The sequence below is a fragment of the Streptomyces odontotermitis genome (assembly GCF_050510915.1).
Taxonomy (GTDB): Bacteria; Actinomycetota; Actinomycetes; order Streptomycetales; family Streptomycetaceae; genus Streptomyces.
In genome coordinates, this window is record NZ_JBNJLS010000005.1 from 1 (window position 1) to 23,315 (window position 23,315).

Consider the following 23,315-nt stretch of genomic DNA (forward strand, 5'->3'; position numbering starts at 1 on the left):
CAAACTCTATCAGGTCTTTTTCGGGCCTCTGACCACGGTCATCTGCGAACACGCAGAACCGCACTCAGAGACTAAGATCTGACTCGATGGATGCTGCCGAGCCTGGACGCTTGGGGCGTCGCTTGGCCTCAGGCAGGAGTCCGACTGTACATGGGGTATTGGGTCGACGCAAATCGTTTGTGCAGTGCCTCTACGGCTGCCAACCGGGACCTCTCGTGCGGAACCGGGACTTCTTATGACTTACCCTTCTGAACAGTGCGTCGTCCAGGACAGGTAGTGACGGCGGCTACGAATCTCCGCCCCCTGGGAGGCTTGCCATGACCAGCGTGACGTCCCCGCTTGCCGGACGCGCAATTGGGCTCTCTGCTGTACCGGATCCCGTGTTCTCCGGCGCGATGGTGGGTCCCGGTACCGCCATCGACCCCGCGCGTGAGCCCTCTGAGGCTGTCGCACCCGTGGACGGCATCGTCGTCTCGCTTCACCCGCACGCTTTTGTCGTGGTCGACGACCAGGGTCACGGCATCCTGACGCACCTCGGCATCGACACCGTGCAGCTCAACGGTGAGGGCTTCGAGCTGCTCGTCAGCAAGGGTGACACGGTGCAGCGCGGCCAGGGCGTGGTGCGCTGGGACCCGGCTGCCGTGGAGAGCGCCGGTAAGTCCCCGGTCTGCCCGATCGTGGCCCTCGAGGCCACGGCCGAGTCCCTCGCCGACCTCGTGGAGGCCGGCGACGTGAAGGCCGGCGACGCGCTCTTCAGCTGGAAGTGACGTCATCGCCGTCGCTGACGGCAGGTACGACATCCAACCGCGGCGGCTGGGCCCGTCGCACTATCGGAGACGGGTGAAATGGAGACAACGCTGCGAGGCGTCGGCGTGAGCCACGGGGTGGCGATCGGCGAGGTTCGGCACATGGGAACGGCGGTTCTTGAGCCGCCCGCCAAGCAGATTCCCGCGGAGGAGGCGGAGCGCGAACAGGGGCGCGCCCGTCAGGCCGTGGAAGCTGTGGCGGCCGACCTGATGGCGCGCGGCAATCTGGCCGGCGGCGAGGCGCAGGCGGTGCTCGAGGCCCAGGCCATGATCGCTCAGGACCCCGAGCTCATGTCCGACGTCGACCGTCGTATCGCGGTCGGCAGCACGGCGGAGCGCGGGATCTACGACGCGTTCTCGCACTACCGCGAACTGCTCGCCGGGGCCGGTGAGTACATGGCCGGGCGCGTCGCGGACCTGGACGACGTGCGGAATCGTATCGTCGCCCGGCTGCTGGGCGTGCCGATGCCGGGTGTGCCGGACAGCGACAAGCCCTACGTCCTGATCGCGCGTGACCTCGCGCCGGCGGACACCGCTCTGCTGGACCCGGCGCTGGTGCTCGGCTTCGTCACCGAAGAGGGCGGGCCGACCAGCCACAGTGCGATCCTCGCGCGGGCGCTCGGTGTGCCCGCCGTGGTCGCGCTCCCGGGTGCGGGTGAGCTGGTCGAGGGCACCGTGGTGGCCGTCGACGGCAGCACCGGTGAGATCTTTGTCGACCCGACCGCCGAGAAGCGCGAGCAGCTCGAGGCCGCCGCGGCCGAGCGGAAGGCCGCGCTGGCCGCCTCCACCGGGCCGGGCGCCACCTCCGACGGGCACAAGGTGCCGCTCCTTGCGAACGTCGGCGGTCCCTCTGATGTGCCGGCAGCCGTCGAGGCCGGTGCCGAGGGCGTCGGTCTGTTCCGTACCGAGTTCCTCTTCCTGGACGACAGCTCCAAGGCGCCGTCGGAAGAGAAGCAGGTCGAGGCGTACCGCAAGGTCCTGGAGGCGTTCCCCGAGGGCCGGGTCGTGGTGCGTGTGCTCGACGCCGGTGCGGACAAGCCGCTGGACTTCCTGACGCCGGCCGATGAGCCGAACCCGGCTCTGGGCGTGCGGGGTCTGCGGTCGCTGCTCGAGCACCCGGAGGTGCTGCAGACGCAGCTGACCGCGCTGGCCAAGGCCGTCGAGGGGCTGCCGGTCTACCTCGAGGTCATGGCGCCGATGGTCGCCGACCGTGCCGATGCCAAGGACTTCGCGGACGCGTGCCGCGAGGCGGGGCTGCAGGCGAAGTTCGGTGCCATGGTCGAGATCCCGTCCGCCGCTCTGCGGGCGCGCTCGATCCTGCAGGAGGTCGAGTTCCTGTCGCTGGGGACCAACGACCTCGCGCAGTACACCTTTGCCGCCGACCGTCAGGTGGGTGCGGTGTCGCGGCTGCAGGACCCGTGGCAGCCCGCGCTGCTCGACCTGGTCGCGCTGTCCGCCGAGGCGGCGAAGGCCGAGGGCAAGAGCTGCGGTGTCTGTGGTGAGGCCGCGTCCGACCCGCTGCTGGCGTGTGTGCTGACCGGTCTGGGTGTCACCTCCCTGTCGATGGGTGCGGCGTCCATTCCTTACGTGCGGGCGACGCTGGGCAAGTACACGCTGGCGCAGTGCGAGCGTGCGGCCGCGGCCGCACGGGCCGCGGACAGCGCCGAGGAGGCGCGGAAGGCCGCGCAGGCGGTGCTGTCCGGCGAGTAGTCGTGACGGCCGGCCGTCGGGCCGGTGTTTCCGAGGGGCGTTCCACCTATGTGGTGGAGCGCCCCTCGGGCGTTCTCAGTGGGTGTGTCCGGTCTCCGGTTCTCCGTCGTCCAGGTCCGGGGCCGCGCAGTAGTCGACGCCCGGCTCGGGAGGCAGGAGGTCGCCGGTGACGGCGTCGGTGCAGTAGGCGTCGAAGACTTCGGAGGCGGTGAGGGGCGTCAGGCGGGTGCCGTTGAGCCGCCAGCCCTGGACCCGGTCGGGACCGGCGTCGGTGGTGGTACGGAGCACGAGGCCCGCGCGTCGGTGGGTGGCGATGCCGAGGGCCAGGACCGTGGTGAATTCCAGGGCCTCGCTCTCGTCGATCAAGGTGCCTGTGGTGGGCCCGGTCGTGATGTGCAGGGCGGCGAGCACGGGCTCGGCTTCGGTGGGGACGCTGCAGACGAGGTGGCGGGCTCCGGGGTCGGAGGTGTCCAGCACCCGGGTCAGCAGGCTCGCCGCTCTGTTGAACGCGGCCCGGCCGATGTCCTCGCCGCAGTCGGTGCAGGTACCCGCGCGGGCCAGGACCACCGTCGCGTACTCCCACGTGGCGCGGCGCACCGATTCGTCGACCAGGTCCGGCAGGAGGTCGGTGAGCGGGCGGCCGTCGTACGGGAGTGTGGGGCCCGACGAGGCCAGTTCCGCGGTGAAGCGGGTGCGGCTCGCGGGCGCGTCCGGGTCGAGGCCGGCGTCGGAGCAGTACTCCTCGTACTCCACGGGGTCGAAGAGGGCGAGGCTGGTGTGGTTGCCCTGGGCGGCGAGCGCCCGGAGCAGGGCCTCGACCTCGCGGAGATAGGTCTCGTGGTCGTTGAAGGAAAAGGTGCGGTAGCGGCGCATCGCCGCGAAGTCTTCCTCGTCGGCCAACAGGCCGATCGTCCCGGCGACTTCGCGGCGCAGGACGCGTCGCATGGTCTGGTGCTGGCTGTTCGCCATGTTCCCCCCTGCGGACAGTCGATCAATGCTCACTCACCGTAATGGGAGGCACTGACAACGGCCGCGGGAAGGCGGCACGGGCCGGTGTCAGCCGCGGGTGCGGGCCAACTCCTCGTAGAAGCGCAGCAGGTCGAGGTTGTCCACCGAGCCCGGGTTGACCGCCTTTTCCATCGGAGTTCCCTGGAGCAGGCGTTTGACGGGGACCTCGATGCGCTTGCCGGTCAGTGTGTGCGGGATGCCGGGGACTTCGGTGATCTCGTCGGGGACGTGGCGCGGGGAGAGCTGATCGCGAATGGTCTGCTTGATGCGGGTGCGCAGGGCGTCGTCCAGAGTGGCGCCCGGGGCGAGATGGACGAACAGGGGCATCCAGTAGCCGCCGTCGGGCTGTTCCACGCCGATGACGAGGGACTCGCGGATCTCCGGCAGGCGTTCGACGGCCTCGTAGATGTCCGCCGAACCCATGCGTACGCCTTGGCGGTTGAGGGTGGAGTCGGAGCGGCCGTGGATGACGACCGAGCCGCGTGCGGTGACGGTGATCCAGTCACCGTGGCGCCAGACACCGGGGTAGGTGTCGAAGTAGCTGTCGTGGTAGCGGCTGCCGTCGGGGTCGTTCCAGAAGTGGATCGGCATGGACGGCATGGGGTTGGTGACCACGAGCTCGCCGACCTCGTCGACGAGGGGCTTGCCCTGGGGGTCCCATGCCTGGAGGTCGGTGCCGAGGCAGGGGGCCTGGAGCTCGCCGATGTGGACGGGGAGGGTGGGGACGGCCCCGGCGAAGCAGGAGCACACGTCCGTGCCGCCGCTCACGGAGGCGATCCAGAGGTCGCCCGCGGTCTCGGCGAACTCGTCGTGCAGCCACCGGAATCCGTCGGGCGGCAGCGGGGAGCCGGTGGTGGCCACGCACTGCACGCGGGAGAGGTCGAAGTCGCGGGCCGGGTGGACGCCGGCCTTGCGGCAGGCCATGACGTACGCCGCGGAGGTGCCGTAGAGGGTGGCTCCGGTGCGTTCGACCACGCGCCATTGGGCGCCGGTGTCCGGGTAGCCGGGGCTGCCGTCGTACAGGACGATCGTGGTGCCCGTGAGGAGGCCGGAGACGAGGAAGTTCCACATCATCCAGCCGGTGGACGTGTACCAGAAGAAGCGGTCCTCGGGGCCGAGGTCGCAGTGCAGGCCCAGCTGCTTGAGGTGTTCGACGAGGACGCCGCCCTGGGACTGGACGATGGCCTTGGGCAGGCCCGTCGTCCCCGAGGAGTAGAGCACCCACAGGGGGTGGTCGAAGGGGACCTGCTCGAAGACCGGGTCGGTGTCGGCGGACGTGAGGGCGGACCACTCCAGAGCGCCCTCGGGGGCCTCGGTGCCGAGGAGCGGGATGTGGACCACGGCGCGCAGGGTGGGCAGTTCACGGCGGAGCTCGGCGACGGTGTCGCGGCGGTCGTGTTCCTTGCCTCCGTAGCGGTAGCCGTCGACGGTGAACAGCACGACGGGTTCGACCTGTTGGAAGCGGTCGAGGACGGAGCGGGCGCCGAAGTCGGGGGCGCAGGAGGTCCAGACGGCGCCGACGGCGGCGGTGGCCAGGAGGGCGACCACGGACTGCGGGATGTTCGGCAGGTAGCCGCTGACGCGGTCTCCGGGGCGCACGCCGAGGGCACGGAGCTCGGCGGCCAGGGAGCCGACCTGGCGGCGCAGTTCGGCCCAGGTGACCGGGCGCGGCTCGTGCGTCTCGTCGACGTGGAGGAGAGCGGGGGTGTCCGCGCGCGCGGGTTCCTCGGCGGCGCGCAGGGCGTGTTCGGCGTAGTTGAGGGTGGCTCCGGGGAACCAGCGGGCGCCCGGCATGGAGCGGTCGGCGAGCACGCGCGTGTACGGGGTGCCGAAGCGCACGTCGAACCAGTCGGTGACGGCCTTCCAGAACATCTCCAGGTCCTCCACGGACCAGCGGTGCAGGGCCGCGTAGCCGCCGTCGGCGGGTGCTCCGTAGCGCTCGGCCCACGCCTGGAAGCGGGTGATCTGCGCCGTGGCGATCCGATCCTGGTCGGGCTGCCAGAGCGGCGAGGTGTTCGCTGGTGACATGGGGCGGCTCCCGGACTGTACGCGGCGTCTGCGTGTGCCGTGCGCACGAGCTGGGTGTGCGCGTGACACGACTGACACGGACCTTGCCACGTGATCGTCTTCCGCACCAGGGCAGGGCCCTGGTGGCCGAGATCACGACCCTGCCGGGAAACCGTGGGTGAACGGCGATTGAACGACTCACGCGCGCGGGCGGGCGAGTGGCAGGGTGAGCAGCATGAACGGTCGTGACCTGGTGCGTTCGGTGAAGGCGGTCGGCTCGGCGGGCCCGGCCCAGGGGCTGCGCTCGGTGCGCTCCGCGTGGCGCAGAAGGCGGGCCGACGCGACCGGGCTCACGCCGCGCGGGGCCGAGCGGGCCAGGGTGCCGGGCCCGGTGACGGGCGTCGAACCGGGTCCTGGCGGCGGTGTGGTGCGGTTCGCGCGGTCGGAGCTCAGGGTGCGGGTCACGGCGGGCGGCTCGGTGTTCTGGGGCTGGGACGGGGCGCTGCCCGAGCCGTCGTACGCGCTGGCCGGGGAGGCTCCCGAGCCGGATCCACGGGCCGTTCTGGAGCCCGACAAGGACGGCGGCTGGCGGGTGGTGGCGGAGCGCGCGACGGTGGTGGTGTCCCGGTACGGGGCGGTGGAGCTGCTCACTCCGGGTGGTGTGCGGCTGCGGCGTGACCTGCCGCCGCGCTGGTGGGAGCCGGTGGGCGGGGGCCCGGCGCGGTGGGTGCAGCGGTCCGAAGTGGCGGCGGACGCGCGGTTCTTCGGGCTCGGCGGGCGGGCTTCGGGGCCGCGGTTGCGGGACGGGGTCTACCGGTTGTGGAACACCGATCCGGGCGGGTCCTTCGGCCCCGGGGACGACCCCCTGTACATCACGATGCCGCTGCAGATGGTGGTCGCGGACGCGGGCACGCACCTGGTGTTCCACGACAACTCGTGGGACGGCACGGTGATGGTGCACGAGGGCGAGGAGGGCGCGGGTTCGGGCCATGACCGGGGCGGGTCGTGCGAGCTGCGGATGGGTGGGGGTCCGCTGCGGTGCTGGGTGATGGTGGGCACCCCCGCGCGCGTGTTGCACGCGTGGGTCTCCTTGACGGGTGCTCCGGCGCTGCCGCCTTCGTGGGCCCTCGGGCACCATCACGCGCGCTGGGGGTTCGGCAGCGAGCGTGAGGTGCGGCGGGTGGTCGCCGGCTATCGCAAGCGGGAGCTGCCGCTCGACGCCGTTCATCTGGACATCGACCACTTCTCCGGGCACCGGGTGTTCACGGTGGACCGGGAGCGGTTCCCTCATCTGCCGCAGCTCGCCGAGGAGTTGCGCGGGGACGGGATCCGGCTGGTGTCGATCGTCGATCCCGCGGTGGCGTCCGAGCCGGGCAACGAGGTGTACGACAGCGGGACGGCGGCGGACGTCTTCGTGCGGGACGCCGCGGGCCGGACGGTGCGTGGGGTGGTGTGGGCCGGGGAGTCGGTGTATCCGGACTTCACGGACGCGCGGGCGCGGAAGTGGTGGGGCGGGCTCTACCAGGAGCGGCTCGCGCAGGGCTTCGCGGGCTTCTGGCACGACATGAACGAGCCGGTGTCGTTCGCTGCCTTCGGAGAGGCCACGCTCCCCCGCTCGGCCCGGCACAGCCTGGAGGGCCGTGGCGGGGACCATCGGGAGGCGCACAACGTGTACGGCCTCGGGATGGCCCGCGCCGGTCACGAGGGGCTGCGTGAACTGCAGCCCCAGGAGCGGCCGTTCCTGTTCTCGCGGTCCGGCTGGGCGGGGATGCAGCGCTACGGAGGGACCTGGTCGGGCGATGTGGCCACGGGCTGGCCGGGGCTGCGGGCGTCACTGTCGCTGGTCCTGGGGCTGGGGCTGTGCGGGGTTCCGTACTCGGGGCCGGATGTGGGGGGCTTCGACGGCAGCCCGTCCGCGGAGCTGTATCTGCGGTGGTTCCAACTGGGCGCGTATCTGCCCCTGTTCCGTACGCACGCGTCGCTGCGGGCCGGGCGCAGGGAGCCCTGGGAGTTCGGGCCCGAGGTGCTCGGGCACGCGCGTGTGGCGCTCGTGGAGCGGCGGCGGCTGCTGCCGTACTTCATGACGCTCGCGCAGGTGGCACGGCGCACGGGGGCTCCGTATGTGCGTCCCTTGTGGTGGGGCTGTCCCGAGGACCGGGCGCTGCGCGACTGCGAGGACGCCTTCTTGCTCGGTGACTCCTTGTTGGTGGCGCCGGTTCTGGAGCCGGGTGCGCAGCGGAGGTCGGTGCGGCTGCCGCGGGGCCGCTGGTACGACACGGCGACCGGGAAGGCGTACGAGGGGCAGGCCCAGGTGGTGCTCGATGCTCCCTTGTCGCGGATTCCGGTGCTCGCGCGCGCGGGTGCGGTGCTTCCCGTGCGGGGCGCGGACGGGGGCGTCGAGCTGGAGGCGTGGGCTCCGGCTCGGGGCGGCGCCGGGGGCGGTCTGTTGATCCGGGACGCGGGTGACGGGTGGGAGGAGTCCGCGGTCGAGCGGTTCACCTCCCGGTGGCGGGACGGCAGGGTGGTCGTGGAGCGGGAGGGCCACGAGGGCGGGGAGGCCGGGTGTCCGGTCCGGGTGCGGGGGGCCGCGACCTGACCGTGGGGCCTGCGCCCCCGGTCAGATGTAGCGGCCCTCGAACCAGGCCCTGACCGCCGACGTGTGGAGGGGGAAGGCGAGGTCGGTGGGGCGGCGCAGCAGGTCCCAGCCGTCGGTCTCGTCCGTGGCCACGGAGGGTGGGAAGTCGGCTGCCGGGCGCTCGGGCAGCAGCCCGAACAGGAGCAGGTGGCCGTCCGGCGCGCTGAGGGCGTCGGCGAGGCGGACGTCGTGGCTCGCAGCGCTGATGCCCGTCTCCTCCTTGAGTTCACGGACGATGGCGTGCCGCCAGTCCTCCCTGTCGTCGACGTAGCCTCCGGGGAGGGCCACTCCCCCGCGCGCGGGTGCGATGGTGCGGGTGATCACGACGAGGCCGGTGCCCTGGGTGTCGTACGCGGGCTGGAGGGCCACGGCGACGGGCAGCGGGTTGCGGTAGGCGGTCGCACCGCAGTCGGTGCAGGTGCGGGGCCAGCCGGAGACGTGCTCCTCGTAGGGTGCGCCACAGCTCGAACAGTGGGAATCCGGGACGGGGTTGGCGCGGTGCTGGGATGCGGACACGCGCGGACTGTATCCGATGGCGGGGCTTCCGGTCTTTCGCCCCCGGCCCCGGCCCTGATAGACGCAGGGGCATGACAGGACTCGCCTCCGCCCTGCGGAGCCTCACCGCCGCCGCTGCCGCCCTGCTGGCCGTCGCCGCCGCTCCCGCGCCCGCTCAGGCCCACTCCGGGCCGAAGGCGCCGAGGGAGTTCGTGGCCCTCAGCGACGTCGACCCGACGATCATCCAGGAGATCCGGTACTTCACCCCGCACAACTTCGTGGGTGAGCCCGTCGACGGCTACAAGAAGCCGATGTGCATCCTCACCGAGCCCGCGGCGAAGGCCCTGCACCGGGCGCAGCATTCGCTCCTGCGGCGGGGCTACTCCCTGAAGGTGTACGACTGTTACCGGCCCCAGCGGGCGGTCGATCACTTCGTGCGGTGGGCGGAGGACCTCAAGGACACGCGCATGAAGGCGGAGTTCTATCCCCTTGTCGACAAGTCGCGCCTGTTCGAGGACGGTTACATCGCCGCGAAGTCCGGCCACAGCCGAGGGTCGACGCTCGATCTGACCGTGGTCCGGCTCCCGGCGAAGCCCACGCGGCCGTATGTGCCCGGCGAACCGCTCTCTCCTTGTTTCGGCCCGAAGGAGCAGCGCTTCCCCGACAACTCCGTGGACATGGGTACGGGCTTCGACTGTTTCGACCCCAGGGCGGGTGAGACCAAGGACGATCAGTTCACTCCGAAGCAGCTGGCGAACCGGCAGTTGCTGCGGTCGACCATGGAGAGGGCTGGTTTCGTGAAGCTCCCCGAGGAGTGGTGGCACTTCACGTACAAGCCGGAGACCTTTCCCGACACGTACTTCGACTTCCCGGTCTCCCGGAAGTCCCTGTCGCGGCGCTGACCTCGCTTAATTCGCTGGAGTCAGACGGCCGGGGCTCGCTACGGTGCCCGTAACCTAGAGGTCCTAGGTTACGGGCACCGCCCGTCTCGCACCCCCTCACGCCCTGGAGGCTCTCTCGTGCGCCCGCTGACCGAGCAGGACATCCGTACGTCGTTCATCAACTGCTCCAAGGGCGAGGCCAAGCGCCTCGCCGTCCCCCGCGACCTCGACCGTTTCCCTTGGGAGGACCTGGACTTCCTGGGCTGGCGAGATCCGGGGGCTCCCGACCGCAGCTACCTGGTGACCGCACACGAGGGGCGCCTCGCCGGTGTCACGCTCCGCTTCCCCTCCCGCCAGCGGGGCTTCCAGCACCGGAGCATGTGCTCACTGTGCCTGACCACGCACCCGGGAAGCGGCGTCTCCTTGATGACCGCCCGCAAGGCGGGCGCGGCCGGACGTGAGGGCAATTCGGTCGGCGTCTACATGTGCACCGACCTCGCCTGTTCGCTCTACGTACGCGGCAAGAAGCCACTGGAGCCGGGAGCGCGCTTCGAGGAGACCCTCACCGTGGAGCAGCAGATCGCGCGGACCACGGGCAACCTGACAGCCTTCCTGGAGCGGCTCCACGACTGATGGCACCACCCGCGCGCGAGAGGGCGTCCGGGGCCACCCCCGTCGGCTCCGGACACCCTCTCCGATACTCGGACGCGAAAGCGGTGTCCAGGGTTCAGCCGATTCACCCCGGTGACGGCGCGCCGGGAGCGTGGCACACTTCTGACGTTCCGTCAGATCCAGTGCTGTGGAGGGACCTTGTCGCGTACGCGCACACCCGTGGTGCCCCAGTGGTTCGGCGGCGAGGGGGATGCCTTCCGGCTCCTCGGCACCCGCTGCTCGGCCTGTGAAGCCGTGTTCTTCCCCCGGGAGGACGCCTTCTGCCGCAACCCCGGCTGCTCCGGCGGCGAGCTGGTCGAGGTGCCGCTCTCCCGGCGCGGCACGATCTGGTCGTACACGGACGGCCGCTATCGCCCTCCCGCGCCGTATGTGTCCGATCCGGAACTCACCTGGCAGCCCTACACGTTGATCGCTGTGGAGCTGGCGGCGGAGCGCATGGTGGTGCTCGGCCAGACGGTTCCCGGGATCACCCCGGCCGACCTGGAGATCGGCATGGAGGTGGAGGTCGTCCCCGGCGTCCTGAACGAGGACGAGGAGACGACCTGGACGACGTGGCAGTGGCGGCCGGTGGGGGTGGGCGCATGAGCGGCGAGGTGGCCGTGCTCGGCGCGGGGATGCATCCGTGGGGCAAGTGGGGCAAGGGGTTCATCGAGTACGGGACGGTGGCGGCCCGGGCGGCGCTCGCCGACGCGGGCGTCGACTGGCGCGACGTCGGCTCGATCGTCGGCGCGGACACGGTGCGCGGCGGCTATCCCGGATACGTGGCGGGGGCGACGTTCGCGAAGGCGCTCGGCTGGCAGGGCGCGCGTGTGGCGAGCGTGTACGCGGCCTGCGCCTCGGGGGCACAGGCCGTCAACACGGCCCGCGCGCAGATCCTTTCGGGGCTCGCGGACGTGGTGCTCGTGGTGGGCGCCGACGCCGCTCCCAAGGGATTCTTCCGGCCCGCGGGCGGCGACCGCCCCGACGACCCCGACTGGCTGCGCTTCCGCGTCCTCGGGGCGACCAACCCCGCGTACTTCGGGCTCTACGCGCGCCGCAGGATGGCCGTCCACGGGGACACGCTGGAGGACTTCGCCCAGGTCAAGGTGAAGAACGCGGCGGCGGGCGCGCTCAATCCGAACGCGCGCTACCGCAAGGCCGTCACGGCCGAGGAAGTGGCGGCCTCAGCCGTCGTCGCCGACCCGCTGCGGCTGCTCGACATCTGCGCCACCTCGGACGGCGCGGCCGCGCTCGTGCTCTCCAGCATGGAGTTCGCGCGCCGGCACGGCGCGGCCGACCCGGTGCGCATCCGCGCGGTCTCCACGGTCACGCCCACCTACCCGACCACCGTCCTGGACCTCCCGGACATCGCGACGGACTCCGCCGCCGTGGTGGAGCCGGGCGGCAGGTCCTTCCGGGCGTCCATCGCCCACGCCGCGTACGAGGAGGCGGGCATCGGCCCGGAGGACCTCTCCTTGGCGGAGGTGTACGACCTCTCCACCTCCCTGGAGCTGCAGTGGTACGAGGAGTTGGGGCTGTGCGGCGAGGGTGAGGGCGCCAAGCTGCTGCGCGAGGGCGCGACGGCTCTGGGCGGACGGATACCCGTCAACACCAGTGGCGGTCTCGCGTCCTTCGGAGAGGCCGTCCCGGCCCAGGCGATCGCCCAAGTCTGCGAGCTCACCTGGCAGTTGCGGGGCACGGCGGGCGACCGGCAGGTCGAGGGCGCGCGGGCGGGGATCGCCGCCAACCAGGGCCTGTTCGGGCACGGTTCATCGGTCGTGGCGGTGCGCTGAGGCGGCCTTCGGCGTTCGGGGCGGGCCCTGGGGTGAACGCGGCGCACCGGTTGAGCCGGTGCCGTCCGCGACCTTGACGCTCCATCACGGCCGGTGAACACTTCCGGGTGTCAGTCGGCATCGCCGCCCTCGGCTCCGCGCCGCTGAGCTCCTGCTCCGCGCGATGGGTCTGCACAAAGGCCCAGCTCAACCGGGTATCCCCCATGGGCGATTCGACTGCGACGGCACGCTCGCCATGGAGGCCGGGCGGGGCGCGGGACGACCCCTGCCTCGGGCCGACGTAGCCAGCGGTAGTCAGGCAGTAGTCGTGGGAACCGCACCCTGCACGGAGTACCGGGGGCGCACCAACCCCCGGGCGAGGGCCTAGGAGCCGCCATGTACTCGAATAGGGACATCTTCGTCGGTGAGACCATCGGCACCGCACTCCTGATTCTTCTCGGCGCCGGCGTGTGCGCCGCCGTCACCCTCAAACACTCGAAGGCGAAGGCGTCCGGGTGGATCGTCATCGCCTTCGGCTGGGGTTTCGGCGTGCTGGCCGGCGCCTACACCGCGGGGCCGCTCTCCGGCGGGCATCTGAACCCCGCCGTGACGCTCGGCATCGCCATCGACACCGACAAGTGGGACCAGGTCTGGGTCTATCTGCTCGGTCAGATGGTCGGCGCGATGCTGGGCGCCATACTCGCGTATCTCGTGTACATGGCGCAGTTCAACGCCAATGTGGCGCGGGGCGTCAAGGACGACGACCCGGCTCCGGACGAGCCGACGCCGACGCTCGGGATCTTCTCGACCATCCCCGAGATCCGTAACCCCGTCGCCAACCTGATCACCGAGATCATCGCCACGATCGCCCTGGTGCTTCCGGTGCTCGCCTTCGGCCTCACCAAGGGCCTCGGCCAGTCCGGCACGCAGACGCTGATGGTCGCCTTCGTAGTCGTCGGCATCGGTCTCTCGCTCGGCGGCCCGACCGGATACGCGATCAACCCGGCGCGCGACCTGGGCCCCCGCATCGTGCACACCTTCCTGCCGATCCCCAACAAGGGGACATCCGACTGGAGTTACGCCTGGGTCCCGGTGGCCGGGCCGCTGATCGGCGGCGCCCTCTCGGGGCTCATCTACAACGCAGCGTTCTGACCGCAGCCTTCTGAGCAAGGGGTAGCCATGCCGGACAGCTCCGAGAAATTCGTCGCCGCGATCGACCAGGGCACCACCTCGAGCCGCTGCATCATCTTCAACCAGGACGGCGCGATCGTCGCGGTCGACCAGCGGGAACACCGCCAGATCTTCCCCAAGCCGGGCTGGGTGGAGCACGACGCCACCGAGATCTGGTCCAAGGTGCAGGCGGTCGTCGCGGGGGCGATAGCCAAGGCCGGGCTCCGCGCCGATCAGCTCAGCGCCCTCGGCATCACCAACCAGCGCGAGACCACGGTCCTGTGGGACCGCGCCACGGGCAAGCCCGTGCACAACGCGATCGTGTGGCAGGACACCCGCACGTCGGCGCTCTGCAACGAACTGGGCGGCGCGGACGGGCAGGATCGATTCCGCGAGCGTACTGGTCTGCCGCTCGCCAGCTACTTCTCCGGGCCCAAGGCCGCCTGGCTGCTCGACAACGTGCCGGGCCTCAGGGCGCGCGCCGAGCGGGGCGAGATCGCCTTCGGCACCATCGACTCCTGGCTGATCTGGAACCTCACGGGCGGCACGGACGGCGGCGTCCACGTCACGGACGTCACCAACGCCGGGCGCACCATGCTGATGAACCTGGAGACCCTCCAGTGGGATCCGTCCATCCTGTCCGCGATGAACGTCCCCGAGGCGGTCCTGCCGGAGATCAAGTCCTCCGCGGAGGTCTACGGGACGGCCGTCGGGCAGCTCTCCGGGGTCCCGGTGGCCTCGGCGCTCGGCGACCAGCAGGCGGCGATCTTCGGGCAAGCCTGCTACGACACGGGGACGGCGAAGAACACGTACGGGACGGGCAGCTTCCTGCTGCTCAACACCGGCAACCGGCCCGTCGCCTCCAAGAGCGGGCTGCTGACCACCATGGGCTACAAGATCGGCAGCGAGGCCCCGGTGTACTGCCTGGAGGGGTCGATCGCCATCACGGGCGCCCTGGTGCAGTGGTTCCGCGACCAGCTCGGCATCATCCGCCACGCGGACGAGATCGAGCCGCTCGCGGCGAGCGTGGAGGACAACGGCGGCGCCTACATCGTCCCCGCCTTCTCCGGTCTCTTCGCCCCCTACTGGCGCTCGGACGCGCGCGGGGTGGTCACCGGGCTCACCCGGTACGTCACCAAGGCGCACCTCGCGCGTGCCGTCCTGGAGGCGACGAGCTGGCAGACCCGCGAGGTCGTCGACGCCATGTACCAGGACTCCGGGGTGCAGATCACCACCTTGAAGGTGGACGGCGGCATGACCAAGAACAACCTCCTGATGCAGCACCAGGCGGACGTCCTCGGAGTGCCGGTGATCCGCCCGAAGGTGGCCGAGACGACCTGTCTGGGGGCCGCGTACGCCGCCGGGCTCGCGACGGGCGTGTGGAACGACCTGGACGAGCTGAAGGCGCACTGGCAGCGCGACGCCGAGTGGGCCCCGCAGATGGACGCGGAGGCCCGGGACCGCGAGTACCACAACTGGCACAAGGCGGTGGAACGCAGCTTCGGCTGGCTGGAGGACGGCCAGGAGGGCTGAGGCCCCACTGACGGCACGCGCGCGGGGTGGCTCTCGCGCGCCACGCGCGCGTGGTCGAGACTGCGGCCCGTACCCCGGTCGGCGGGGGTGCGGGCCGTAGCAATGTGCGGGGGGGGCGTGCGGAGGGGCGGGGCTCAGGTGGTCGCGGGCTGCCGGGCGGACGCCGCCGTCGCCATGGCGTGCTCCACGACGCCGATGAGGACGTCCTTGACGGACTGCCTGTCGCGGGCGTCGCAGAGGACCACCGGCACGCCGTCGTCGAGGTCCAGGGCCTGCCGCACGTCCTGGGCGGGGTAACGGGCCGCGCCGTCGAAGCAGTTGACGCCGACGACGAAGGGTATGGAGCGGCGCTCGAAGTAGTCGACGGCCGCGAAGCAGTCCTCCAGGCGGCGGGTGTCGGCGAGCACGACGGCGCCGAGGGAGCCGGTGGAGAGCTCGTCCCAGAGGAACCAGAAGCGGTCCTGGCCCGGGGTACCGAACAGGTAGAGCACCAGGTTCTCGCGCACCGTGATGCGGCCGAAGTCCATCGCCACGGTGGTGGTGTTCTTGTTCGCCACGCCACTGGTGTCGTCGACGGGGCGGCCCGCCTCGCTCAGGGGCTCCTCGGTGCGCAGCGGCTTGATCTCGCTGACGGCGCCGACGAGCGTCGTCTTGCCCACTCCGAAGCCGCCTGCCACCAGGATCTTCAGCGTGACCGGCTCGACGGGTGCGGTGCCGCGCTCAGAACGCTTGAAGATCATCGCTCGTTTCTCCTGCTGCCGTTGTGTCGGGGGCTTCTTGGGTGTCGGGGGTTTCGTCACGGGGCGGCGGCCCGTATCCGCCGCCCCCGGGGGTCTCGATGACGAGGACGTCGCCGGGACGCACGTCCGCCGAGTCGCTGCCGCCGAGGTGGTCCACGGTCCCGTCGGCGCGCTCCACGCGGCCCGTGCCCAGGGCGCCGGGGGCACCGCCCGCCATCCCGTACGGCGCGACCGTGCGGTGCTGCGCCAGCGTGGAGACGGTCATGGGCTCGCGGAAGCGAATGCGGCGCACCGCCCCGTCCCCGCCCCGCCAGCGGCCCGCGCCGCCGCTGCCGCGCCGCACCGCGAACTCCTCGAGCAGGACCGGCAGTCGCCACTCCAGGACCTCGGGGTCGGTGAGCCGCGAGTTGGTCATGTGGGTCTGTACGACGGACGCGCCGTCGAAGCCGTCGCCCGCGCCGGAGCCCGAGGCCACCGTCTCGTAGTACTGATGGCGGTCGTTGCCGAACGTGACGTTGTTCATCGTGCCGGAGCCCTCGGCCTGCACGCCCAGGGCCGCGTAGAGGGCGCCGGTGATGGCCTGCGAGGTCTCCACGTTGCCCGCGACGACCGCGGCGGGCGGCTCCGGGGCGAGCAGGGAGCCGGGCGGCACGATGATGCGCAGGGGACGCAGACAGCCGTCGTTCAGGGGGATGTCGTCGGCCACCAGGGTGCGGAAGACGTACAGGACGGCCGCGTTGACCACGGCGAAGGGCGCGTTGAAGTTGGTGGCGAGCTGCGGTGACGTACCGGAGAAGTCGATGGTCGCCGAGCGCTCGGCGCGGTCGACGCGGACGCGGACCCGGATGACGGCTCCGGAGTCGGTTGGATAAGCGAACTCGCCGTCTTCCAGGGCGTCGATGACGCGTCGCACCGCTTCTTCGGCGTTGTCCTGGACGTGCTTCATGTACGCCTGGACCACGTCGATCCCGAAGTCCCCGATCATGCGGGTCACTTCGTCGACGCCCTTCTGGTTGGCCGCGATCTGGGCGCGCAGGTCGGCGAGGTTGGTGGCGGGATTGCGGGAGGGATAGGGCGCCTCGGTGAGCAGGGCGTGCGTCTCGGCCTCGCGGAAGCGGCCGCCCTGCACGAGCAGCCAGTTGTCGAAGAGGATGCCTTCCTCGTCGATGGTGCGGCTGTCGGCGGGCATGGACCCGGGGGCGATGCCGCCGAGCTCGGCGTGATGGCCGCGGGAGGCGACATGGAAGAGCACCCGCTCCCCCGGAGAGTCGAAGACCGGGGTGATGACGGTGACGTCGGGCAGATGGGTGCCGCCGTGGTAGGGGTCGTTGACCGCGTAGGTGTCGCCCGGCCGCATGCCCTCGCCGCGGCGCCGGATGACCTCCTTGACGCTGGTGCCCATGGAACCCAGGTGGACCGGGATGTGGGGGGCGTTGGCGACGAGGTTGCCGTCCGGGTCGAAGAGCGCGCAGGAGAAGTCGAGCCGCTCCTTGATGTTGACCGACTGGGCGGTGGACTCCAGACAGGCGCCCATCTGTTCGGCGATCGACATGAAGAGGTTGTTGAAGACTTCCAGCAGCACGGGGTCCGCTTCCGTGCCGACTTCGGAACTCTGCGTGACCGCCACCCGTTCCATGATCAGGTGGCCGTCCGCCGTCCTGGCGGCCTGCCACCCGTCGTCCACGACCGTCGTCGAGCCCGCCTCGGCGATGATCGCGGGTCCGGTCACGACGTCTCCGGCCGGCAACTCCTCACGCCGGTACAGGAGTACGTCACGCCAGGCGCCCCGCGTGTGCAGGCGCACGGTGTCGGGGGCGGAGGACGTCGGCTGCCCGGTGTCCGCGGCGCCGAGGGCGGAGAGGTCGGGGGGCCGGGTGAGGCCGGTTGCCTCCACGGAGAGGGCCTCCACGACCACGGGGCGGTCCAGGGTGAAGGAGTAGGTGGTCCGGTGCAGCTCTTCGAAGGCGCGTTTCATGGCGCCGGGCTCGCCGAGCTCGACGGTGAGCACGGTGTCGGTGCCGTCGTAGCGCAGTTGGGCGCGGCGGGCGACGCGGATGCGGTCGGCGGGCACGTCCTCGGCGAGGAGTTCGGCGCGCGCCGCCTCCTCCAGGTCGTCGGCGGTCTTGTGGACCTGCGGCATGGCGGCGGCCTCCAGGGGCGCCTCCACGGACTGCTCCCGCATGGCCGTCGTGTCGGCGAGCCCCATGCCGAGGGCGGAGAGCACGCCTGCCATGGGCGGCACGAGCACGGTGCGGATGCCGAGCGAGTCGGCGACCATGCACGCGTGCTGCCCGCCCGCGCCGCCGAAGGTCGTGAGGGCGTACCGCGTGACGTCGTGCCCCTTCTGGACGGAGATCCGCTTCACGGCGCCCGCGACGTTGGCCACGGCGACCTGGAGGTAACCCTCGGCCGCCTGCTCGGGCGTGCGGTCGTCGCCGGTCCGCTCGCTGATGTCGCGGGCCAGGGACGTGAACCGCTCGCGCACGAGCGCCTCGTCCAGGGGCTGGTCGCCTTCGGGGCCGAACACCCGGGGGAAGTGCGCGGGTTGGATCCGGCCGAGCATCACGTTGGCATCCGTGACGGTGAGCGGGCCGCCGCTCCGGTAGGCCGCGGGCCCCGGGTCCGCGCCCGCCGAGTCGGGGCCCACGCGGTAGCGGCTGCCGTCGAAGTGGAGGACGGAGCCGCCGCCCGCGGCGACCGTGTGGATGTCCAGCATCGGGGCGCGCAGCCGCACCCCGGCGATCTGCGAGGTGAACACGCGCTCGTACGCGCCCGCGTAGTGCGAGACGTCGGTCGAGGTGCCGCCCATGTCGAAGCCGATCACGCGGTCGAACCCGGCGAGCCCCGACATCCGGGCCATCCCCACGATGCCGCCCGCGGGACCCGAGAGGATCGCGTCCTTGCCGCGGAACTGTCCGGCCTCGGTGAGCCCTCCGTTGGACTGCATGAACATCAGCCGCACGCCGTGGAGTTCGGCGGAGACGTGCTGGACGTAGCGGTGCAGGACCGGCGACAAGTAGGCGTCGACCACGGCGGTGTCCCCGCGCGGGACGAGCTTCATCAAGGGGCTGACCTCACTGGAGAGCGAGATCTGCGGAAAGCCGGTGCGGGCGGCGAGTTCACCGATCGCCTGTTCGTGCGCGGGGTACAGGTGGCTGTGCATGCAGACGACGGCGACGGCCCGGATTCCGTCGTCGTACGCCTTCTGGAGGGGTCCGGAGAGTGCCTCCAGATCGGGCTCGCGCAGCACGTCGCCCTCGGCGCCGACGCGCTCGTCGGCCTCGATCACGCGCGCGTACAGGAGCTCGGGCAGCGTGATGGAGCGGGCGAAGATGTGGGGCCGGTTCTGGTAGGCGATGCGCAGTGCGTCGCGGAAGCCCCGGGTGATGACCAGGGCGGTGGGTTCGCCCTTGCGCTCCAGGAGGGCGTTGGTGGCGACGGTGGTGCCCATCCGGACGGAGTCGATCCGCGCGGGGGCGACCCGTCCGCACTCCGACTCGCCCGCCTGTTCCAGGAGTTCGCGGATGCCTTCGACGGCCGCGTCCGCGTAGCGGGAGGGGTTGTCCGAGAGGAGCTTGTGGCTGAGCAGGCGGCCGTCAGGGGGGCGGGCGACGATGTCCGTGAACGTGCCGCCCCTGTCGACCCAGAACTGCCAGCCAGTCACGTCTCACTCCCGCTTTCGCGCAGATCGCGCTGTTCAGAGCGCCCGGAGGCCGTTGATCACGTCGCGCAGAATACTCTCGTCGACCAGCTCGGCGGGGGGTACGGGACGTGTCACGTGCACCAGTTCGTCGTCGACGAGATCTCCTATGAGGACGCGTACGACTCCTATGGGGAGGTCGAGTCCGGCCGCTATCTCGGCGACCGACTGGGGACTGTCACGGCACAGCCCGACGATGTCGACGTGTTCCGGGGACAGCGTCTGGTCCGCCTCCGTGTCGTTCGCGCGCGACTCCGCGACGACGACCGCGATGAGGTCGAGGCGGTGCTGTGCCGTGCCCTTGGTGCGGCCGCGCGTCATCGCGTACGGGCGCACCACGGGCCCGGCCTCGTCGTCGAACCAGCGGGGCGTGCCGTGACCGTCTTCGCTCATGTCCTCCCACTACCCTCCCGTGGGCAGGTCGGTGCGCGGCGCCGTCGCCAGATGCGCACCGACCCTCTTGACCAGCAGCGTCATTTCGTACGCCACCAGGCCGACGTCGGAGTCCGCGTCCGCGAGGACGGCGAGGCAGCTGCCGTCGCCCGCGGCCGTGACGAAGAGGAAGGCGTCGTCGAGCTCGACCACGGTCTGGCGGACCCTGCCCGCCTCGAAGTGGCGCCCGACCCCCTTGGCGAGGCTGTGGAACCCGGAGGCGACGGCGGCGAGGTGCTCGCTGTCCTCTCTGGTGAGGTCCCTGGACACGCCGGTGGGCAGGCCGTCGCCGGACAGGACGATCGCCTTGCGGATGCTGGCGATCCTGCCCACCAGGTCGTCGAGCAGCCAGTTGAGCTCTCTCGATCCCCCGGTCGCGGCGTGTGCGTCGGCCTTCGGTGCGGTCATCGACCGTCCCCCTCAGATGTCGTTCCTGGTGCTGTGCCACCGGCGGGGTCATCGCCCGCGGCGTTCTCGTCCCGCCCCCGCTGCCACCCACGCTGGAGTGAGGCCATGCGGCTGCGTACTTCGTCGGCGTCCCGCTCCTCGGGCCCGGTCCCGGCCGGGGCGGACCCGCGCTCGGTGCGGCGTTCGGGCCCGTCCTTCAACTGCGGGGCCAGGTTGGCCTGCCGGACCCGGCGGGGCAGTCCGGAAGGGGCCGCATCGCCGGGTGCCCGGGCGGTGTCCGCGCGGGTCTCCGGGGCTTCGGAGCGGGCCGGGAGGGTGTCGGGCCGGGAGTTGCGGCCGCGGCGCCTGGGGAGGCCGGACGGGGCGATCTCGGGCTCGGTGGAGCCCGTCGATTGCGCGGCCTCTCCCGGAGAGCGGTCCGTGGCGCCCAGGGCGCTGCCCGCGCGCGGGGGCGTGAGGTCGGGCCAGCCCGACTGCGGCTCCGGGCGGCGGGGCCGGTCGAGGGCCTCGGCCTCCGTGGAGGTCTCGGTCCGCTCCGGAGTCCGGCTGTCCGAAGTCCGGCTCTCCGGAGTGCGGCTCTCCTGGAGCCCGCTGGGCTTCTCCGGAGACCTGTCGGCCTTCTGCGGAGCCCAGTCGGCGTGTTCCTCGCCGGTGCCGGTGCCGCTGCCGGTGCCGGTGCCATTTCCGGTGCCGGAGTCGGAGCCGGGCGTCGGCCGGGACCTCGTGTGGTTGACGGGCCGGCCGTGCGAGGTCACCAGCTTGGGGGTGCTGCGGCGGGGCAGCGGCACGGGTGCCGCCGGGTCCGCGGAGTCGTCGTGGGCCTCGTGCGTGTCGCGGCCGAGCAGACCCTCGGGGCGGCGGGCCTCGCGCTCGTCCGACTCCCGTTCGTCGCGGGCCTGTTGGTGCTGCTCGCCGGGGACTCCCGCGACGCGGCGGCGCGGCCGGAAGAGGCCGCCGCGCTCGCTGTCCTCGTCGCCGATGGCCCCGGGGAAGCTGTCGAGGTCCGCCATGCCGACGGGCGCCTCCAGCTCGACCGGCCCGTCGAGCAGGGACGCGGGCAGCCCGGGAAGCTGGGCGGACGAGCTGCCGAGCGGCGTCGAGCGGCCGCTGCCCGCCTCCTGGCGTTGCGGCCGGTCGAGCCGGAAGCCGATGCCGTTCGTGTCGGGAACGTCGTCGGTGAGGAGCGTCTCCGGGATGAAGACGACGGCGGTGGTGCCTCCGTAGGGCGACGGCTGCAAGGAGACGCGCACGTTCTGCCGCTGGGCGAGGCGGCTCACCACGAAGAGGCCCAGCCGGTCGGTGTCCGAGAGCTCGAACTCGGGGGTCTCCGCGAGGCGCAGATTGGCATCGAGGAGGGCGTCGGCAGCCATGCCGAGGCCACGGTCGTGGATCTCCAGGGTGAAGCCGTTGGCCACGTGCTCGCCGAGGACCTGCACCGCGGTGTGCGGGGGCGAGAACACCGTGGCGTTCTCCAGGAGTTCGGCGAGGAGGTGGGTGAGGTCGGCGACGGCGGGGCCGGTGACCGCGATGCGGGGCAGGCGGCGCACCTCGACGCGCTCGTAGTCCTCGACCTCGGCGACGGCCGCGCGGACCACGTCCATGAGCTGCACGGGTTTGCGCCACTGCCGTGAGGGGGCGGCCCCGGAGAGGATCACCAGGCCCTCCGCGTGGCGGCGCATGCGGGTGGTCAGGTGGTCCAGGCGGAAGAGGTCGGCGAGTTCGTCGGCGTCCTCGGTCCTGCGCTCCATGGTGTCCAGGAGGGTGAGCTGCTTGTGCAGCAGGACCTGGCTGCGCCGGGCGAGGTTGACGAAGACCTCGGAGACGCCACGGCGCAGGTCGGCCTGTTTCACGGTGGCCTCGACGGCGGCCCGCTGCAGGGTGTTGAGGGCCGCGCCGACCTGGCCGATCTCGTCCTTGCCGTACGTCAGGCGCGGCGCCTCGGTCTCGACGTCGAGCTGCTCGCCCGCCGCGAGCCTGCGCAGCACCCCGGGGAGGCGGACGCCGGACGCCTCGTGGGCCTCCAGGCGCAGCCTGCGCAGGTCACGGACGAGGCTGCGGCCGATGCGCACGGACAGGAAGATGGAGACGAGGAGCGCCAGCAGGCCGAGCACGCCCGCGATGGCGAGCCGCACGATCACGCCGACGGCTTCCGGTTCGACCCGGTCCTTCAGGCGGTCGCCCGCCTCCTTGTCGCGCTGGGACAGGTCCTTCAGGACGGCCGCCGACGCCTCGTTCCACCGGTCCGACGTGATGCCTCGGGGGGCGCCCGCCGAGGACTCGACGACCGACTGCTCCATCGACCTGAGCTCGGTGGTCTCGGCGCCGTTCAGGTAGCGCTCGTAGCGGCTGCGGTCGTCCTCGGGCAGCTGCTGGAGGCTGACCTCGTACAGCAGGTCGCGCTGTGCGATCAGGTCGGAGACCTGTCGGATCTCCTTGTCGCTGATCCGGCGCAGCACGAGGGCGGAGCCGAGCAACGCGTCCTCGCGGGACAGCAGTTCGCGCGCGCGGGTGACGCCGACGAGTGCGCGGCCCTGCTGGTCCAGGCTCACGTTGTCGAGGGCGTGCAGGGTCATCAGGAACTCGTAGCAGGGGTCGATCAGGCGCGTGTAGAGGCGCAGGGCGGTGGCCCGGGTGATGGTGCCCTCTTCGACGGTGCGGCGCAGCGACTCGATGCCTCCGAGGGCTTCGAGGAGCGAATTCAGCCGTTCCTCGGACTTGCCGTCGACCTCGTCGCGGAGCTCCGAGTCCCCTGCCCGGGACTCGACTTGGGCCACCTTCTCGTCCGTGGCGTCCCGGCTGCGGCGCAGGGCCGCCAGCGCGTCGGACGAACCGGGGTCGGCCAGGTAGGCGAGCGTCCGGCGGCGCTCCTCCTGGATGACGGTGGCCGTGTCCTCGATGGGGTAGCCGATCTTGTCGACTACGTAGGACGCGTTCAGAAGCTTGTCGGCCGAGCGTCCGGTCAGATAGGTGGCGAATCCCCACATCGCGGTGAGCGACACCAGCGGCACGAGCAGCAGCGCCACGATCTTCCGGCGGATGGACTTCCCGCGAAAGCGCATGGCCTCCCCCAGATCGACCCCTTCGGTCATGCGGTGCGACCGGGGGTACACACGTGCGTCAACAAACGGCGCGAGCCTACTACTGACACAGGGACAACTCGAAGGTGCGTCCGGACACCTTTCGGCCGTGACGTGAAAGGGACGTCCCATGTTGTCCGGGCATTACGGGAGATCGCCTCCGGTCATGTGGCACATGCCACCCCATGTCATCCCCCTTCCCCGCACGCCCAGTTGGCCGGAAGCTTTCGCTCCGTGTGCGGGAATCTTTCGTGGCACTTGTTCGTCTTTGAAAGGGGGACAGGGTACGT

17 protein-coding genes are annotated in these 23,315 nt (G+C 71.4%); 9 read left to right on the forward strand and 8 right to left on the reverse strand.

The window, feature by feature from the left end:
- Positions 1-317 precede the first annotated feature (317 nt).
- Both ACQB60_RS15940 and ptsP read left to right on the forward strand, forming a co-directional pair.
- Positions 318-767 (forward strand): PTS sugar transporter subunit IIA, encoded by a 450-nt coding sequence (locus ACQB60_RS15940; protein WP_384848842.1) that lies wholly within the window; start codon positions 318-320, stop codon positions 765-767.
- Between the two features lie 78 nt (positions 768-845).
- The gene (gene ptsP / locus ACQB60_RS15945; protein ID WP_496926651.1) at positions 846-2,516 is read left to right on the forward strand and encodes a phosphoenolpyruvate--protein phosphotransferase; all 1,671 of its coding nucleotides are present in this window, start codon (positions 846-848) and stop codon (positions 2,514-2,516) included.
- Positions 2,517-2,591: 75 nt separating this feature from the next.
- Here ptsP and ACQB60_RS15950 read toward each other — a convergent pair whose 3' ends face one another.
- Positions 2,592-3,485, reverse strand: a complete 894-nt coding sequence (locus ACQB60_RS15950; protein WP_496926652.1) for a DUF8829 domain-containing protein — start codon at positions 3,483-3,485, stop codon at positions 2,592-2,594.
- An 87-nt stretch (positions 3,486-3,572) separates the two neighbouring features.
- On the reverse strand, positions 3,573-5,552 hold the full coding sequence (locus ACQB60_RS15955; protein WP_496926653.1) for an acetoacetate--CoA ligase: 1,980 nt from the start codon (positions 5,550-5,552) through the stop codon (positions 3,573-3,575).
- Between the two features lie 214 nt (positions 5,553-5,766).
- Between ACQB60_RS15955 and ACQB60_RS15960 the strand changes: the two genes are divergently transcribed.
- Positions 5,767-8,127 carry a glycoside hydrolase family 31 protein gene (locus ACQB60_RS15960; RefSeq protein ID WP_496926654.1) on the forward strand — a complete coding sequence of 787 codons (2,361 nt, stop codon included), beginning with the start codon at positions 5,767-5,769 and terminating at the stop codon, positions 8,125-8,127.
- Positions 8,128-8,148: 21 nt separating this feature from the next.
- On the opposite strand, the gene ACQB60_RS15965 is transcribed toward ACQB60_RS15960, so the two are convergent.
- Positions 8,149-8,682 carry an NUDIX domain-containing protein gene (locus ACQB60_RS15965; protein WP_496926655.1) on the reverse strand — a complete coding sequence of 178 codons (534 nt, stop codon included), beginning with the start codon at positions 8,680-8,682 and terminating at the stop codon, positions 8,149-8,151.
- 71 nt (positions 8,683-8,753) lie between these two features.
- On the opposite strand from ACQB60_RS15965, the gene ACQB60_RS15970 reads away from it, so the two are divergent.
- The 6 genes from ACQB60_RS15970 to glpK all read left to right on the forward strand — a co-directional run bounded on the left by ACQB60_RS15970 (position 8,754) and on the right by glpK (position 14,668).
- Positions 8,754-9,563, forward strand: coding sequence for a M15 family metallopeptidase (locus ACQB60_RS15970; protein ID WP_496926656.1), 810 nt, complete (start codon positions 8,754-8,756; stop codon positions 9,561-9,563).
- 117 nt (positions 9,564-9,680) lie between these two features.
- Positions 9,681-10,175, forward strand: a complete 495-nt coding sequence (locus tag ACQB60_RS15975) for an FBP domain-containing protein (protein WP_496926657.1) — start codon at positions 9,681-9,683, stop codon at positions 10,173-10,175.
- A 198-nt stretch (positions 10,176-10,373) separates the two neighbouring features.
- Positions 10,374-10,799, forward strand: a complete 426-nt coding sequence (locus ACQB60_RS15980) for a Zn-ribbon domain-containing OB-fold protein (RefSeq protein WP_496927091.1) — start codon at positions 10,374-10,376, stop codon at positions 10,797-10,799.
- A complete protein-coding gene (locus tag ACQB60_RS15985; protein WP_496926658.1) occupies positions 10,796-11,986 on the forward strand; it encodes a lipid-transfer protein in 1,191 nt (396 codons plus the stop codon). Before ACQB60_RS15980 ends, ACQB60_RS15985 begins: the two co-directional genes overlap by 4 nt.
- A gap of 375 nt (positions 11,987-12,361) precedes the next feature.
- Positions 12,362-13,117 (forward strand): MIP/aquaporin family protein, encoded by a 756-nt coding sequence (locus ACQB60_RS15990; RefSeq protein WP_496926659.1) that lies wholly within the window; start codon positions 12,362-12,364, stop codon positions 13,115-13,117.
- Between the two features lie 27 nt (positions 13,118-13,144).
- On the forward strand, positions 13,145-14,668 hold the full coding sequence (gene glpK / locus ACQB60_RS15995) for a glycerol kinase GlpK (protein ID WP_496926660.1): 1,524 nt from the start codon (positions 13,145-13,147) through the stop codon (positions 14,666-14,668).
- Between the two features lie 134 nt (positions 14,669-14,802).
- Here the strand turns inward: glpK and ACQB60_RS16000 are convergent, their stop codons facing one another.
- Genes ACQB60_RS16000 through ACQB60_RS16020 form a run of 5 tightly spaced genes read right to left on the reverse strand, consistent with a single transcriptional unit; the run spans position 14,803 to position 23,007 of the window.
- A complete protein-coding gene (locus ACQB60_RS16000; protein ID WP_496926661.1) occupies positions 14,803-15,408 on the reverse strand; it encodes a GTP-binding protein in 606 nt (201 codons plus the stop codon).
- A complete protein-coding gene (locus ACQB60_RS16005; protein ID WP_496926662.1) occupies positions 15,389-19,072 on the reverse strand; it encodes a hydantoinase B/oxoprolinase family protein in 3,684 nt (1,227 codons plus the stop codon). The genes ACQB60_RS16000 and ACQB60_RS16005 overlap by 20 nt, the downstream gene beginning before the upstream one ends.
- A 33-nt stretch (positions 19,073-19,105) precedes the next feature.
- Positions 19,106-19,501 (reverse strand): DUF742 domain-containing protein, encoded by a 396-nt coding sequence (locus ACQB60_RS16010; protein WP_496926663.1) that lies wholly within the window; start codon positions 19,499-19,501, stop codon positions 19,106-19,108.
- Between the two features lie 9 nt (positions 19,502-19,510).
- Positions 19,511-19,948: a roadblock/LC7 domain-containing protein gene (locus tag ACQB60_RS16015; RefSeq protein ID WP_384848884.1), complete on the reverse strand. Its 438-nt coding sequence runs from the start codon at positions 19,946-19,948 to the stop codon at positions 19,511-19,513.
- Complete coding sequence (locus tag ACQB60_RS16020) at positions 19,945-23,007, reverse strand: sensor histidine kinase (protein WP_496926664.1); 3,063 nt, start codon at positions 23,005-23,007, stop codon at positions 19,945-19,947. The genes ACQB60_RS16015 and ACQB60_RS16020 overlap by 4 nt, the downstream gene beginning before the upstream one ends.
- Positions 23,008-23,315: the final 308 nt, after the last annotated feature.